This is a genomic window from Exiguobacterium sp. s28 (assembly GCF_018618135.1).
Lineage (GTDB): Bacteria > Bacillota > Bacilli > Exiguobacteriales > Exiguobacteriaceae > Exiguobacterium > Exiguobacterium mexicanum_A.
This window is the reverse complement of the sequence record NZ_JACSLL010000008.1, coordinates 61,982-77,658: the sequence shown is the minus strand read 5'-3', so window position 1 is coordinate 77,658 and position 15,677 is coordinate 61,982. Positions and strand designations below refer to the sequence as shown.

Below are 15,677 nucleotides of genomic sequence, written 5' to 3'. Positions count from 1 at the left end.
GCACATATGTCGGCGACTTCTTCGGTTTTACAGCCTTGTCATTGCCGAACCATCATGAAAGACGTTCCTCGAAGGAGTCCAGCACTCCCCGCATCCGTCCCATGAGACGGATGAACTCCTCCCTGTTCTTCTGATCGAGCCTTCCGATATGGTCCATATCGATCGTATCGAGCGTCTTCAGGGACGTGTTGAATGCATCAATCGGTCTCATCTTCGCCCTGGAGATGGCCGTCTCGTCGGCCCTACGGTCGATGAGTGAGGCGGCCTCGTCTCTCAGGTCCTTCATTTCCGAGTTGAGCTGCCTCATTGCCTCCAGGTCGACCTTCTCCTTTCCTTGAAAAGCGTCGGCGACATCATAAACGATTTCGTCGAACTCTTCGAGGAACGCCTCTCGATTCGGTGCCTTCAAGATGTCATTTCCGATGCGACGGATGTATCTGGTCAAGTCCTTGTTCTTGGAGATCGTCAGCGCTGTGAAGAGCGCGTCCGTCACTCGAATCCGTTCCTCCTCGTCCTTCTCGTTCTTCAGGATGCCGACCATCTCCTGGAGGGGACCATCCAGCTCCAGCTCCCTCGCGAGATAGAATTTTCCGTCGGCGTTGATGAACTCCAGGTACTCGACCATCAGTTTGGCCTTCTCGACCATCTTCTTGACCTCCGAGAGCTTCTTGTTGGTGTTCAACGCATACTCCTGTTCCGTGAAGTATTCATTGACGACGATGTCATTATAGACGTCGACGAGGTTGTCAATCGGATTGTAGTCCACCGGGCGCTCCTCACCATGCTGCAGGTTGAGCTCGAGCCGTTTGATGTCGATATCGGAGAGCCCTTCTTTCGGGTCGAGGATGATCGCCTCGAATAGGACATCCATCCCGTGGTCTCGTCTCAGATGGCGGAGGCAGGTGAATCGACGGTTCCCGTCCACGATTGTCCCATCGTTGAGCACCACACCGGGGATGCGCTGTCCGAAATTCTTGATGTTGGCCTTCGTCTTCTCAAACGCCACCTTGTTCGACTCGATGATCATCTTCTCCACCTTGTCGTTGTACTCATCCTTGTCGAGGGTCGAGATGTCCTCTTCCTCGGACTCGACACGGTTCATCCAGCTGATGATTCGTCCGTTCCGTCGATTGTAGACCAGGTGCTCGAGGGGAATCCGATACACATCGAATACCCTCGTCTCCCCTTTCAATGTGAGCTTCCTCTTCTGCTCGGTAAGAGAAATATCCTTCCTAATTTGTTTACTGAGATCGATGTTCCCTGTTCCTGTCCTCATGCCCAATCCCTCCCCTGTCATTCATCATTCGAGTAGATGCTGTCCAGAAATGTCTGTTTGTCCTGATAGAGCTTGCCTGTCTCCGGAGAGAAATGACCTCCTCGGTCCCGAACGGCCGAGACGATGGCGTTCTCGTCAAAGAGGAGATGAAGGGAGGACTCGATGTCCTCTCTCAACTCGAGGGGCTCCATGCCCCCATCCTCTGGGAGATGCTCGATGAAGAGACCTCCAAGGCTCCTTGGCCCTTTCCCAAGATAAAAGATATCACCTGAGCCGGTCCTGATTGCCCCTATTTTAGGATGCGAATGTAAGAGTCCCTCGAAAAAGATATCCTCTAGACCGAGCTCCCACAAGGACGACTCTACCTGGTGATGAATCATCGGGACAGTGAAGTATTCCCATTGCTGTCGTTTGACGTGTTCGATCACCTCTTTGATGAATCCCCTCACGACACCCTTGTTGACGCCCGCCTTCCTGAGCCTTGTCAGATGGATGTACTGCCGTTCATCGAACCGAAAGATATCATGTCTATCTTCCAGGTCCTTCACCGCCCTTTTGAAAGTGGCGGTCTTGAATGCAGGTTCGTCCGGGACGATGAAGAAGTCGCTCGCGACGAGTAGTTTTTTAAAATATGAATCTGCGCTATCGTGGTGTGAACGAAGGACGAGGCCTCCCCGTAGGGTGAAGCCACAACGTTCCAGGGAGACGGGATTCATGAACCTCGCCTTGAAATCCTCCACCTCTCTGAACATGCCTTCCAGTTCTTCAAGGGTATAGATGTCCCTCGTGAGACGCCTCGAGAACCAGTCGATTTCTCGCTTCGTCGCTCCCGACATCGTGACCCCGATCATGCCGTCCGGTGAGACGAGTTCTGGCAGCGCATCCTTCAACGTCCGTCTCACGCTGCGAGGGGACAGCCCGAAACTCGCATGCACGATTTCAAGGAAATCACTGATTTCCATCGGCCCATGTCTTCGGACCAGTCTCTTCAGCCAGACCGACTTGTCGTCCACACCGATTGCGATTTCGGGGAGGCGTCCCATGGTCACGTTCTTGACGGTGACGTGGTGTCTGATGATTTGATGGAGCTCTTCATGCGTGATGCAGTCCAGATCCTCCATGAGGGATGGGTCGAGGCCGAAGATGTGTTCGGTGCTATAGAAGCCGGGCTCCAGCCTGAGAACTCCCCTCAGACGTTGGAGGTTTCGTTTGGTGAGCACCGAGTCGTCATGGAATCGATATCGATTGCCCGAGGAGAGTACCCGGCTCGACCTAGAGGCGATGGATGCGAGCTTCCTCTCATCCGCTTTGAGCCTCTCGGTCGTCCACTCATCGAACTGCTCGTCGAGAAAGGCGTCATAGAGAGTCTTCAATCCATCGATGGGCATGTGTGCCTGACCGGCGTTCATCCAGCACACATGCTCGAAGACCCCGGTCATGGTGGCCTCTTCTAGATTTCCCGAACGGTCCACGAAGACAGAGAGGTGACGCCTGAACCGTTCGCGCTGCACCTCGTTCAACCTGGCATACATCCCTCTGACATCCCGCTGGTCGCTTCGTACCTTGAGGGACAGGAAGCGGTACATCCGAGCGTCCTCGGCGAACACCGCCATGAACGATTCTTCGGTGAACGCATAGGACTTGAACCTGTTGAGGTATCGTCGGGCGTCCGAGACATGCGTCACCGGCATCATCGCCAAAGCTCTCTTAAGGTTTTTCTTGAAGGTCCGGAGCGGTAGTCCACGGCGTTCGGCGAGCACGAGGTCGTCCAGACCGGTCTCTAATTTTGCACGAACGAACTCCGACTCCGGGATGTCATCCGAGGACAACAGCGAGGACAAGGTCCGTGTCCTCTTCTTGAAGTTCTCACCGTCCGGTCTGACGAATCCATGCCTCGAAGATTTCTCGAGCAGATCGGCGACATCATCCTTCTCGGTCTTCAGAAGGGTCGCCACCTCTTCTAGGGAGAAGACGTCGCCGAGTTCGTCATATACGTTCTCATAGAAGACATGCTCGACTCCTTTCCTCGCGACCCTCCTCTCGAATGGCTCCCTGTCCGTCCGACCCGCTCGTGCGCCACGCTCCCCAGGCCCGCTTTTCATCTCTCATTCCTCCTCCCTTGACCATCAGACGGCATCTCGTCCGATTTTGAATACATGTATTAGGTCCAGTACCCAGGTATTCATTTTTTTGTCTCCACTTTCCTATCTTTTTCCCTGATTTTTAGGGGACGTATCATCATTTTTACAAAGGAGGGATATCTCTTCGATGACTCATCTGTCCCGATACACCACCTCGTCTGTTTATTTGAAATCGACAAAATGGAGGAGGTCCGCGCCTTCGGCGGACCTCCTCCATCTAAATCGTTCGACTATCGGTTCAATCGAACAGGGCGACGATGTCGTCATAGTTCACGTTCGGGTCAGGTCGGAGCTCGCCGTTCTCGATCGCCTCGAGCATACGCTGCTCCTTCTCCTTGAGTCGGATGTAGATTTTCTCATCGACCATGTTCTGTCTATCGGGCTGGCCCTCCATCATCATGTAATGATAACGGGTGTATTGTCCCTCTTGGAGTCCCAGACGATGGATCCGGTCCCTCGACTGGAGCATATGGGTGAGATTGAACGAATACTCGAGATAGACCGCGTCGTGACAGACATGATGGAGCGACACCGACTCCGCCAACGTGTGCGGGTTCGTGACGATGACATCGAACTCACGGTTCTGGAAGGCACGGATCAGTCGCTCGCGCTCCTCCTGTGGCGTGCTGCCATAGATGACGGCGGACCTGATCCCGTTCGACAAGAGCTCCTCATGGACCCTGTCTATCGTATGCACGAACATGCACCAGACCACCGCGGTCTTGCCCTCCCTGTGGAGGGAGGTGACGGTGTCGATGGCACGACGGAACTTCCGTGTCTCTCGGACGGACCTGAGGAGACGTATCTCCTCCATATCCAAGGAGACATCGGGCTGCCCCTCCCCGTCCAGAAGAGGGATTTCAGCCGCATCCTCCCCGAACATCTCCGCCATGTCGATGTTCCGGAGGACGAGCTCCGGGCTCGATGCCGCCTGGATGAGGCGGATGTACAGGGCGAACGGGTTCCCACGGTACTTCCGATAGAGGAGGTCGATGATGCGCTGTTCCGTGTCGTCTGCGACGATTCTGTAAAGGATGTCGTCATCCGCATCCGGCACGCCGAGCTCCCGCTTGTTCGTTCGCCAGAAGAACGGCGCCAGTTTCATGTTCACCTCTTGGACCTTCGACTCGTTCGGTTCCTTTAGCTCGTAAGGCTTGAAATTGAAGAATGACTTGTATTCCTCACCGTACAGGATGTTGAGGAAGTTATAGATGTCCTCATAGGTGTTGGGTATCGGTGTCCCGGTGAGGACAAACTTGTAAGGCGCCAGGGGCGCCAACGCCTTCGCGGATTTTGCGCGTATGCTGTTCAGTCCCTTGATTTTATGGACCTCGTCAAAGACCAGCATGGTGGAACGGTCGATCACCTCCGAGAGGACTCGCTCATATTTGCCGAGTGACTCGTAGTTGACCAGGATAAGGTCATAGAGGTGTGCGTCTGTCTTCAGGGCGAGCAACGGCTCGACCGATTCATGGATGTCGAGTACCCTGAGGTCTCGCTTGTTCCCGAAGTTCGCCCGGAACTCGTCCTTCCATGAGATGAACGTGTTCTTCGGCCCGATGACGACGAGCCGCTCGACCTTGTTCACCTCTCTCGAGGAGAGGTATGCATACGCGCCATAGATCATCGAGGTCTTCCCCGCACCCGGCACGGAGAAGTTCGCCGCTTTCTGCATCTCGACCATATAGAAGGCCGAGCGCATCTGCCGCTCCCGGAGCTTTCGTTCGAGCTCCCTGTCCACAATGCTCGAGAAGGTCTCGTACTTTTGTTGCACCTTCTCGTGTGACGACTTGAGGAGACGCGCATACTCCGCCCTCTCCTCGATCATGAACTCCTGGTCACCCAGATATTGCTGGAGACGTTCGGTGACGACGACCTCGAAACCCCGCCGTGCGCCGAGGCGCTCCAGATGGCTGATCACCTTCTTGATTTCCACATACGTCAAGTCTGAGCGGAAAGAAGGATATCCTCCTTCGCAGAACGGGACGAGCGTCCTCGTCAATGTGCGCTCGTTCGCACGTAACTTGCCAGGCGCCACCCGGTCATGGACGACGAGCCTGCCCTGATCCAACGTCAGGACCAGGGCGTCGTCCAACAACATCTCTTTGTCCAATATGATCCTCCCCTTGTCTCTTCTCAGGATATGACTCAGCACGAGCTCCTCGAACTCCCTGACACGGACACCGTGTCTGCCCGAACCGTCGGACCAGAGGCTCTCGAACTCCTCGATGGCCCTGTCAATCTTTTGACGGTCGAAGTCTGAGCACAGCCAGGTCCCTGTGACGTCAAACGACTCATAGTTGTGCTCGATGGCGGCGCGTGTCTCGTTGTTGGACCCGGTGAAATAGAGGATGTTCCCCTCCGCGTCCCTGACGAGCCCGAACTTGGAGTGGAACAGTCCGGCACGGATGAAGCCGACCCGGACGTCCACGACCCCTCTCGCGATGAGATGGGCCAGGTTCGAGAAGTCCGCCTCTTCCTGGAGGGAGAGCTTCTCGTCGAGTCGGTCCAACAGGTCCTCCTCAAGCTCACGTCTCAGACGATATCCCTCGGTCATCTGAAGGAAGTCCTCCTCTGCAATCTCCTCGGAGATGATGAGGCGCATCCTTCCCCCGTTCCGGACCAGCCCTTGAATCCCTTTAGCATAATGCGCGAACGCCTTCCCGCTGAAATACCCGCTTACACGGTCATAGGAGACGGCGTTCGATAGAACCGGATCATAGAAGGTGTTCGCGATGCTCGTCTGGTTCGTATAATATGAGGGTTTCAGGTCGAGGAGGCGAAAGTCCGACTCGGCCCTCATAGGGAGTCCAGTCTCTCCCGCAACAGGTTCACCAATCGGTCGAACTCACCCTTCGTATGTGCATCCATCCTCGACACCTGCTCTGTGTCGATGTTCTCGAGCGCCTTGAGCGAGGTGTTCAACGCGTCGACCGGTTTCATCTGGGCACGTGTGATGGCCGTCTCCTCGGCACGACGACTCACGATGTAAGATGCCTCGGAACGAACCTGTTCGAGGTCCTTGTTCACCTCACGGATTGTCGAGATGTCGACGGTCTCCCTCTCCTGGAAGGCATCGTGCACGTCGTCCACGATGTCCTCGAACTCCTCTAGGAATTCCTCACGGTTCTTGCTTCCGAGGATGTCCTTCCCGATTTTACGGATGTAACGGGTGAGGTCCCTGTCCTTCGAGGTGCTCAATGCCGTGAAGAGCGCGTCCTGTACCCGGATGCGGTCCTCCTCATCCTTCTCTTTCCGCAGGATCCCGGTCATCTCCTGTAGCGGACCGTCGAGCTCGAGCTCACGTGCGACATAGAACCTGCCTTCCGCATTGATGAACTTGAGGTACTCGACCATGAGGTCGGCCTTCTCGAGCATCTTCTTGACATCGGATTCTTTCTTGCCGATGTTCGCCGCGTATTCCTTGGTCGTGAAGTAACGGTTGATCCGGATGTCGTTATAGACGTCGACCAGGTTGTCGATGGCGTTATAATCGACCGGACGCTCCTCCCCATGCTGGATGCGCAGCTCGAGTCGCTTGATGTCGGCGTCCGTCAATCCCTCCTCGGGGTCGAGGATGACGGCCTCGAAGAAAAGGTCTCCCCCGTCCTCACGCTTGAGTTGACGAAGGCAGGTGAATCGCCGGTTCCCGTCAATCACGGTCCCGTTGTTCAGTACGACACCAGGATGGATCTGCCCGAGGGCCTTGATGTTCTTCTTCGTCTTCTCGAGGGCGGTCCGGTTCGAGTCGACGATCATCGTCTCGACCTTCTCGTTGTACTCGTCTTTTGACAGCTCGTCCACGACGACCCCTTCGGACTCGAGTTTGTTCATCCAGCTGATGATACGTCCGTTTCGTTTGTTATAAAGGAGAAGGTCGAGCGGGATTTTGTACACGTCGAAGCTCTTGACCTCACCCTTCAGGGCGAGCTTCCGCTTCTGGTCGGTCTTCATGATGTCATGACCGATGCGCCCTCTCAAATTGATGGTCTCGATTGATTGTTCTGTTCTCAAGTTCATTACCTCGTTCCAATAAATTGTGTGATGTTTTCAGTCTCGATAAAGATCATCGAGGAATATCGACTTGTCTCGGTACACTTTCTCGGTCTCTGGTGAGAAGAATCCTCTCCGGTCCCTGATGGATTCGATGATCTTCCCGCTGTTGAACGTAATACCATAACGTTCCTCGAGCCCTCTTTCGAATACGTGGACGTCGATGCCCTCGCTTTCATGGAGGTGTGCCAGATAGAAATGTCCAAGCATCCTCTTTTCTCTAGAGAAATAGAAGACGTCCCCCCCACCTGACGGGATGAAGTTCACATCAGGGTGAAGGCGAATCAGCCTCTCGTAAAAGACATTCTCCATCCCTAGGTCGACCAACTCCGAATCGCAGACCTCTTGGAGCATGGGGAATGTGAAATATTCCGTGTCGAGATGTCTTGCAGCCTCGACAATGTCTTCGATTTCAGCCCGGATCATCGATTTTGAGAAGCCGCCCTTCTCCAATCGCCCGATGTTCATGTAGTGGTCGTCGTCCGCCCTGAAGATCTCTAATTCTGTCTCTAGGTCCTTCAATACCTTGAAGTAACTCTGCGTCTTGGCAGCCGGGATGTCCTGTATTCGATACAGGTCTTTGGATTTGATGACGTCCCGGAAATATGCCTCCCCGCTCCCATACTCAGACTTGACGATGAACCCCCCGCTGATCGTGTAGCCGACGTGTGACAGGACCCATTTGTTCAAGAACCTGTCGTAGAGGTCTGGGACGTCCTTATGGAGGTCGAGCAGTTGGTCGAACGTGTAGATGTCCTCGGCGAGGATTGTCCTCAACCACTCCGTCTCCTCGTCCGTGATGGTCGGGAAGCTTGCTATCAATATGTTATCAGGCGATAAATGTTCTAACATGGTGGTCTGGACCAGGCTACGCATCGAAGGGATATGAAGTCCAAATCTACGGGACAGCATGTCTAGAAATTCCTCGAGCGGTATCGGGGCATGCTCACGGATTAGGTGACGCACCCAAGTGAGTTTATCACTGACACCGATGGCGAGTTCTGGCATCCTTCCCATCGTGACATGAGGATGTGAGATTCTGGTTTTGATGATGTTATGGAGTTCTGAAGGGTCTTGGCAGTTCAATTCTTCCATCAGTTCGGGGTCGAGTTGAAAGATGTAGCGCGTGTTGTATACACCGGGTTCTAGTTGAAGCAAACGTTGCAGACGCTCTACCCTCTCATCTATGAAGACCTTAGGGTCATGGAATCTCAACCTGTGTCCGTAAGAGTTGAGGACAACCTCTGACCTTTCGCCCACCCCTTTTAACGTCATCTCATCGGTCAGAAGAGAAGTGGCTAATTCGGAAGGGATGTACTCTGCTATAAATTGTTCGTAGTGCCTTTTGACCTCCTCGATATGTATAGGGGTCGTTGACGCATGAATACGGAGCACATGTTCAAAGATGTTCTTCTTATTGACCGGTACCAGCTCACCATTATATAAGAACAATGAAAAATGTCGTTCGAACCTCTTCTGTTGCTCTGGTTCCAAATTGTCGTAAATTTCCGAAATATGTCTTTCTCCACGCTTCAGTCTAGCTGATAGCATCCTATAAACTCCACGATGCATGTCGAAGATATCAACGAAAGCATCCTCGGAAAGGTTGAATCGGGTAAACAGTCTAAGATGAGCACTGGTTTCATCGATGTGAGTGAGTGGGACGAGTTCCATGGCCGTATTCAAACGAGTGGATACGCGTTGTCTGGAAATCCCACATCGTATCGATATCTCATTCACACTCTTCAGACCATGAAACCTCATATGCATGAACTCTTTTTCAGGCAATCCATCCCAAGCCAACAATTCTTCGAACGTCCTCTTTATCTTTTTTACAACATGCTCGTCCTGTACAAGCAACCCCTTTTCTTCCGACGACTGAAGGACCAATCGGACATACCGCTCATCTCTTCCGAATTTTTCTTTGAGTTCATCTACTGTGAACGTGTCACCCAATTCGTCATACCAATTCTTCAAGAACCTTCTTTCAAGAAGTGTGAACTGTCTTTTTCCGATATGGACGGACCTTCCTTGGGGCGGAATCGATGGTGTCGGAAGAGGTTTAGAAAAAACTGTTTTAGTTGAATCTGGCCCCACCGCCTCTTCGAACGCTTTGTATGAGTTCGTCAATTTTTCGTATGTATTTAACCGATTTCGGCCCCCTGTCCTCTCTTTGAACGTCTCATAGTCGACGTTTCGAAATGAATGGTAGTCAAACCCTTTGACTTTTAAAAGTCTTGGCAGCGACTCATTCACTCCCATTCCCATAATGATAAGGTGGTAGAAGGTCCTTTCGGCACTCATGCGTGTAAACTCCTCGGGTCCATATATACCCATGAGGGCGGTGAGCGTTTTATAGACCGGTTCCCTGAACCGGTCTATAATAGCAGGTTCACCTGAAATGAAATCTTGAACAGTAAGATTTTGGCGAATCAACTGGATGACCGAATTGAACGACAATGGATACCCCTCTCGCTCTGCGACATCAATCATTCCCAAAAAACTGTGTTGCAGGTCTTCTATGCGAATATCCTGATATCGTCCCCCTCCAAATCCCGGCTTCCTTTCATTCATCTTCTTATCCCCCGATTCTCATAATTTAGTTCACTGACTTCCGATTGAAGACAAGTATTCCTGCAAGGCTCGACGAATGATTTCATCCTCGGATACCGCCTCTTCCCGTGCCTTCTCCAACAGGCTTTGATAGAGCAGGGCGTCATCATCGTTGAAAGTGATGCGGATGTTCCGATTAGGGGTCCTGGTGTTCTCGATGACACGACCCTCTCTTCGTTCCAGAAGCATCCTCTTCACCTCGCGCAACTCCTCACGCGTCATCTCATACACGCCCTTCTCCCCATTCTTCGTAGGGTAGGTCTTCCCTTCCAGAAGTGCAGGTCTCGGGTCCTCCGGCCAGGAGAGGAGTTCGGCGAGTTTCGTCGCGCTGAACTCTTGCTCGATCGTCTTCTCCAATATCTTCGGTCCGAACGTGTTCCAGAAGGAAACGAATCGATTCACCTGAGAGTGCGACATCCCGATCTTCGCCAGGAAATCTTGCCAGTTCCCCTCTTGCTCCTTGAATCCGTCCCTTGTGTCAGGGTCGCGGAACAGGCTGCTCGCATGGGCTAGTATCCGACATTTTTCGACAAAACTCGTGGCTTGAATGGCATCGATGTGGTTATAGTACTGTACGATTCCCGCCATGTCCTCGGGAAGTCTCTTCGTGATGACACGCGAGAGGCCCGTCGCCGGCAGGGACTGGTAAGGGTTCGCCACGGTCGATGTGGCAGAGAACTCCTTCACCGCCTCGACTTGCTCGCTTCGATTGTCCGAATCCCCTGATCCTTGTCTCACCGGCAGGTTTGCATTGAACGTTGAGATTTTTGGTGTGTGCTTTTTACGATTACGGTTCATAACGAGAGTACCTCCTGTGCAAGCTGTAGGTATGCGTCCGTAGCGGGACTCTTGTGGTCGATGACCGGTCGGGACTCACGCTGCAGTGTCTGGACCTTCACCGCATACGGTATCGTCGTCAGGACCGGGATGCCCACCTCTTCCCCGAGCTCCTCGAGTTCCTCCACGGTCGTCGTATCCCCCTTGGAACGGGCGCTCACCATGGTGGGGATGAAGGCCGCGATATGAATGTCTTCTCGGAAGCGTTTCATTTCTTCCAGTTCCTCGGGAGCCGAGTAGACCGCGTCCATCGAGAACTTTTGCATCTGGACAGGCATGATGATCCGGTCCTGGGCGACCAGCGCGCAGCGCGCATAGGGATTCAAGGCGGATGTCGAACCCGGGCAGTCGATCAGGCAGATATCGAACAACTCTTCGAGTTTCGCAAGCTCCTCGCTCAGACGATATTCATAACCGATCTGACTGGTCAGGTCGCTCGGCGAGGCGGATCGTCTCGTCGGGACCAAATAGATCGTTCCTGTCTCGTATTCGCAGGTCACGATGACCTGTTCGATCGGTGTATAGAACGGGTCGTTCTCCTCTAATAGACAATCCAATAACACCTTGCCCTCATAGTCGTTCGTCAGACCGAGGCCGTTCGTCGAGGACGCCTGGTCATCGGCGTCGATAACGAGTACACGCAACCCGTCCCTTGCATAGGCGTGAGCTAGATTGATGGTCGTGGTCGATTTCCCGACCCCTCCCTTACGGTTGTACAACGCGATTTTTTTCATGACTGTTCTCCTTGTTCGTCTATGTCGTCGATGATGTTGTCTGATACGGTTCGTTCAATCATTTCTGCCAGTAACTCGCTGACACTACGGTTATGGGCATGCGCATACTGCTGAAATTGTTTCGACAGGTCGCTCGGGATACGAGCGGACAAGATTGCCGATGACTTCTTCTCCTGTTGGAACGGTCTCACCTTGAGTGGCGTGTGCGTTCCTCCCTTTCGGAGGTCACGGATCTGTTTCACAGTGAGCTCCTCGACTTGCTTCCTCTCACCGTCGATGTACAGGCCCTGCTCGACCACCTCATCTATATTATCCAGATACATGAGTTCAAAGATTTTGGATGCGGGGAGGCTCGACAATGATGATTCTAGTGGATGTAACGTGTCATAGGCTTTGATGTATCGAGATGCGAGCGAGGCGGACATCGAGACGGCCTCTAAAAAAGTGCCCCATTCCTTTTTGTCACGCATCTCAGATCGTGCGATGACGAGTCGTTTCCCGATTTCGAACACTGAGATCGTCTGCACTTTTGCAAGTTCATTGATCTCATAGACGAGATCTTCGACTTCCTTCGAGACAGGGAGCTTTTGCACGAGGGAGCTGATATTCGTCAGCCCGCTCTGGTAAGGGTGTTGTTCACTCGGTTTGACCTTGTGGATGTTTCGGTTCCTTGCCTTCATACCGAATCACCCCTGGATGCTCGTACAATTTTCGCCAACTCCCGAAACGGTTCGGATAACTGTTTTGATTCCTTCGAGCGGTATTGGATGACACTCTTCCCACTGTCCGCCGCCTTTTCAATGAAAGTCGAACGTTTCACGACAGGCAAGATGGACAACGATTCAGCCGACGTGATTTGTTCCATCGCCTCGAAGTATTCTTTATCTGCTTTCAGCGTATGGTCCATCGCGACAGGTAGGACACCGGTAATCTCCAAATCCGGATTATAGAATTTTTTTACCTTTTGTACCGTACGGATGGTGCTTGCAAGCTGATCAAAGACGAGCTTTTTCGGCATGAACGGGATGATGGTCATGTTCGAAGTCGAGAGGACGACTTTTGAGAGCTCATTAATAGAAGGGACCGAGTCCAATATGATCCAATCGAACTCATCCTCGAGCGGCGAAATCATATCCTTTAATAGGAAGAGCTTGTCTTGTTCGGAAATCACATTGATCAACCTGGCATTTCGTTCATTCGAGGGGAGGAGGCTGACATGATACGTTTCATCATCGAACAGAATGTCCTTGATGTCTAGATTTCGTGTATGTACATCGAACATGGTCATATATTTGATCGTGTCGGACTCTTTTAACATCAGTTTACTCAGAGAGCCTTGGGGGTCCAAATCGATGAGGAGGACACGTTCCCCCAACTCACCTAGCGCATAGGCCATATTCAAGGAACATGTTGTCTTACCAGACCCGCCTTTCGAGATATAAAACGTCAAAATATTCATTTTCTCTCCCCTTTCTATTTTTAATGATGCCATACTCTTTTTTTGGATACAACAAAAACAAAGGTCAGTCCAGGTTATAAAGCTAATTAAATTGTATACGAAACAAAAAAAGCTCGTATACGACTTAAAAGAATTGTATACATTACATTTCACCATAGATTACCGTATACATTTCGACGTCGAAATCTCTCATACATCATTCACTGCCAAATAAAATAGACTCCAATCCGATTTAGGAGTCTATTTTTAAAAAAACACGTGTACATTTCCATGTCGAAATGTACACGTGTTTTTTCAAAATCTATATTTTATAGTTTTGATACTTCAAGATCAATAATACGTCCAAGGTTCTCCCTCTTCCTCATAGAATCCAGGAGGATTTAAGTACATTTCTACACCATCTGATTCACGGCGATAATAAATATAAAACACATCATCTGGTCGTTTGCTCAAAAGGTATTCCATTTTTCGTAATGTCACCATTTTACTGTAATAGTTTTTACTGAAAAAAGGCGAAGTAGCATAATCGCGATAGCCTACTATAGTCCAGATTTCATTATAATCCTGCTTGGCCATAAAATAGCTCCTCACTTAATATAGATAGAAAAATAAAAGTGATTATAATTTATTGCAGCAGTGGAATTAATTAGAGTACTTTCAACAACAGATATTCAACTGTCCATCATTTAACTCCTTTTTTGTTGCTGAAAGTTTAAATAATTTATTATGACTATATGATTTCATAAAAGAATAAAAAACCATATTCTTATGAATATAAAAGATTATATAGAATGAATAAGGATTAAAGAAGGATTGAAAGAGTTGGAAAAATGGAGGACGCATAAATCCTTGTGATACCAACGTTCACACGAAATAAAGAGACTTGCATATCTGTCATGATCAGTTCCTTTCCTTCAAAGAGCCTTCTTTTTTTTCGTACCACTTTTGATAAATGGAACGACTTCTCTCTTTTTTTTCATGAGAAATTTGAAATACAGATCAATAGATTTGATTTTTTTCCAAATAGGCTAATCAAAGAAGGTCCGTGGCCCGGACGGTCTCCTTTTGATGGAAGACGGAGAGATATATTGCATATTCATATGGTTTTCATACAATTTTTCAAAAAAAGGCATGACAAAAAGGCCATCATGCGATAGCCGATTTTTCGATTCTGGTCTTTAATTGCTGATGGAGGTAGAGGATCGGCTCACTGAAGAAGAGTCGATGCTCACTCGAATGCACGAGATCCTCACGGTGGTGGAGGAACGCTTGTTTCAAGTCGGACAAGACCTCACGGAACGCGGATGCCCCGAACGTGTCACTCATCGAATAGAGGGATTCGCGGCTCACCTTCAACACATCGAAGTCGAAGAACTCGCCTACCCGTTTCCGCAATTCGAACCAGGCGATCTGAGTCTCTGAACGCTCTTCCTCCCGGATGAGTTTGCTGTCCCGCGCGCTGTCCAACGTCATCTCAACGAGGACAGGTCGAGTGATGTCCCGTACACGTTTCTTGAGCGTCACGTTCTGCTTCACCACGTTCAAGAAGTGGCGGCTGTCCTCTACGAGTGAGACCTGGAGGAACTTCAACCGTGACATCATCTTTTGGATGGCAAGTTTGTGGCCACAGTATTTTGGTAAGAACCCCTTGATTTCGTCATAGGTGAGGATCGCCTGCTCATTCGACTGGACATGCACATCTTTTTCGACTTGGACGAGCGTACGTAACGCAAGCCGTAAAGCGTTCACATTATCAAGCGAGAGGAGTTCAGCGAGAAGGTCATGCCAAATAGACGTGTACCCGGTCTTTGAGACGACAGAGGCCCCGTCCACAAAAAGGTCACGATAGTTTTCAAGGTAATCGTTCAGTTCGATGGAGAGCACCCCAGGAAAATGACGGACAAGTCGCAACAATCCATGGCTCTCGAACATTTTCAGGTTGTTATGTAAAGAACGGACAGATGTATGGGCGGAAGTGGCAAGCTCCGTGTCTTCCATGAATTCGATTTTGCCTTGGTCGTCCGCATAAGAAAGAAGGGTCAGGGCGTGACGGATCCGCGATTTTGTCCATTTGATGGAAGTGAAGCATGCAGGGATGTTATAGTGATGCTGTTCGTATCGATAATGTTCATCTCGTTTCGTCCAACGAGTCAATCCACTCATCGCGACGAGTAGTTTGTTCGCGACTAAAGTGTGACGGTTTCTGTAAGCCACCTACCCTACACCTCCTCTATCCTAAAATATGCTAGTTTCAGTATCTTGTTCTTTCGAGATGGTGTCAAAGTGTGGGTTTGGTACGATGAATTGCGACCAAATTTGATGAAACGTTGATGTTAAGCCATTTTAGAGCTATAAAATTGTGTCGTTTCAGTACGGCTTTTCGCGACCAAATTAAGAGGGATTGCTTAAGAAAGCCGTTTAATAGTCTTTTGAAGTAGAAATTTCAGAAGAATAGTGTTCAGAATGTCGTCTCAGTACGACGGTCTGCGACCATTTTCATAAACATGTCGTCCCGGTACGACGAACCACGACCAAAACCGTCAATAATGCAGTTTCGGTACGAC

The 15,677-nt window shown here is 50.7% G+C and carries 11 protein-coding genes; all 11 read right to left on the bottom strand.

What is annotated here, in order from left to right; genetic code table 11:
* Positions 1-52: 52 nt before the first annotated feature.
* Entirely contained in the window at positions 53-1,276 is a 1,224-nt protein-coding gene (locus KNP78_RS09975) for a ParB N-terminal domain-containing protein (protein WP_214823961.1), read from the bottom strand.
* Positions 1,277-1,293: 17 nt separating this feature from the next.
* On the bottom strand, positions 1,294-3,378 hold the full coding sequence (locus tag KNP78_RS09970) for a hypothetical protein (RefSeq protein ID WP_214823959.1): 2,085 nt from the start codon (positions 3,376-3,378) through the stop codon (positions 1,294-1,296).
* 277 nt (positions 3,379-3,655) lie between these two features.
* Positions 3,656-6,220, bottom strand: a complete 2,565-nt coding sequence (locus tag KNP78_RS09965; RefSeq protein WP_214823957.1) for an SNF2-related protein — start codon at positions 6,218-6,220, stop codon at positions 3,656-3,658.
* Positions 6,217-7,431 carry a ParB/RepB/Spo0J family partition protein gene (locus KNP78_RS09960; protein WP_214823955.1) on the bottom strand — a complete coding sequence of 405 codons (1,215 nt, stop codon included), beginning with the start codon at positions 7,429-7,431 and terminating at the stop codon, positions 6,217-6,219. The genes KNP78_RS09965 and KNP78_RS09960 overlap by 4 nt, the downstream gene beginning before the upstream one ends.
* Before the next feature lie 36 nt (positions 7,432-7,467).
* Positions 7,468-10,044 (bottom strand): hypothetical protein, encoded by a 2,577-nt coding sequence (locus KNP78_RS09955; RefSeq protein WP_214823953.1) that lies wholly within the window; start codon positions 10,042-10,044, stop codon positions 7,468-7,470.
* Between the two features lie 30 nt (positions 10,045-10,074).
* Positions 10,075-10,881 carry a hypothetical protein gene (locus KNP78_RS09950; protein WP_214823951.1) on the bottom strand — a complete coding sequence of 269 codons (807 nt, stop codon included), beginning with the start codon at positions 10,879-10,881 and terminating at the stop codon, positions 10,075-10,077.
* The gene (locus tag KNP78_RS09945; RefSeq protein WP_074038027.1) at positions 10,878-11,654 is read right to left on the bottom strand and encodes a ParA family protein; all 777 of its coding nucleotides are present in this window, start codon (positions 11,652-11,654) and stop codon (positions 10,878-10,880) included. Before KNP78_RS09945 ends, KNP78_RS09950 begins: the two co-directional genes overlap by 4 nt.
* Complete coding sequence (locus KNP78_RS09940; RefSeq protein ID WP_214823949.1) at positions 11,651-12,334, bottom strand: DUF3102 domain-containing protein; 684 nt, start codon at positions 12,332-12,334, stop codon at positions 11,651-11,653. The genes KNP78_RS09945 and KNP78_RS09940 overlap by 4 nt, the downstream gene beginning before the upstream one ends.
* Positions 12,331-13,113 (bottom strand): ParA family protein, encoded by a 783-nt coding sequence (locus tag KNP78_RS09935; RefSeq protein ID WP_214823947.1) that lies wholly within the window; start codon positions 13,111-13,113, stop codon positions 12,331-12,333. Before KNP78_RS09935 ends, KNP78_RS09940 begins: the two co-directional genes overlap by 4 nt.
* Positions 13,114-13,443: 330 nt before the next feature.
* Complete coding sequence (locus KNP78_RS09930; protein WP_214823945.1) at positions 13,444-13,689, bottom strand: hypothetical protein; 246 nt, start codon at positions 13,687-13,689, stop codon at positions 13,444-13,446.
* Positions 13,690-14,259: 570 nt separating this feature from the next.
* Positions 14,260-15,327 carry a hypothetical protein gene (locus KNP78_RS09925; RefSeq protein ID WP_214823943.1) on the bottom strand — a complete coding sequence of 356 codons (1,068 nt, stop codon included), beginning with the start codon at positions 15,325-15,327 and terminating at the stop codon, positions 14,260-14,262.
* Positions 15,328-15,677: the final 350 nt, after the last annotated feature.

What these genes read in the sequence shown, in the direction of transcription:
- KNP78_RS09975 (WP_214823961.1), bottom strand. Translation starts at nt 1,276, where the DNA reads ATGAGGACAGGAACAGGGAACATCGATCTCAGTAAACAAATTAGGAAG.
- KNP78_RS09945 (WP_074038027.1), bottom strand. Translation starts at nt 11,654, where the DNA reads ATGAAAAAAATCGCGTTGTACAACCGTAAGGGAGGGGTCGGGAAATCG.
- KNP78_RS09965 (WP_214823957.1), bottom strand. Translation starts at nt 6,220, where the DNA reads ATGAGGGCCGAGTCGGACTTTCGCCTCCTCGACCTGAAACCCTCATAT.
- KNP78_RS09940 (WP_214823949.1), bottom strand. Translation starts at nt 12,334, where the DNA reads ATGAAGGCAAGGAACCGAAACATCCACAAGGTCAAACCGAGTGAACAA.
- KNP78_RS09950 (WP_214823951.1), bottom strand. Translation starts at nt 10,881, where the DNA reads ATGAACCGTAATCGTAAAAAGCACACACCAAAAATCTCAACGTTCAAT.
- KNP78_RS09955 (WP_214823953.1), bottom strand. Translation starts at nt 10,044, where the DNA reads ATGAATGAAAGGAAGCCGGGATTTGGAGGGGGACGATATCAGGATATT.
- KNP78_RS09970 (WP_214823959.1), bottom strand. Translation starts at nt 3,378, where the DNA reads ATGAAAAGCGGGCCTGGGGAGCGTGGCGCACGAGCGGGTCGGACGGAC.
- KNP78_RS09935 (WP_214823947.1), bottom strand. Translation starts at nt 13,113, where the DNA reads ATGAATATTTTGACGTTTTATATCTCGAAAGGCGGGTCTGGTAAGACA.
- KNP78_RS09930 (WP_214823945.1), bottom strand. Translation starts at nt 13,689, where the DNA reads ATGGCCAAGCAGGATTATAATGAAATCTGGACTATAGTAGGCTATCGC.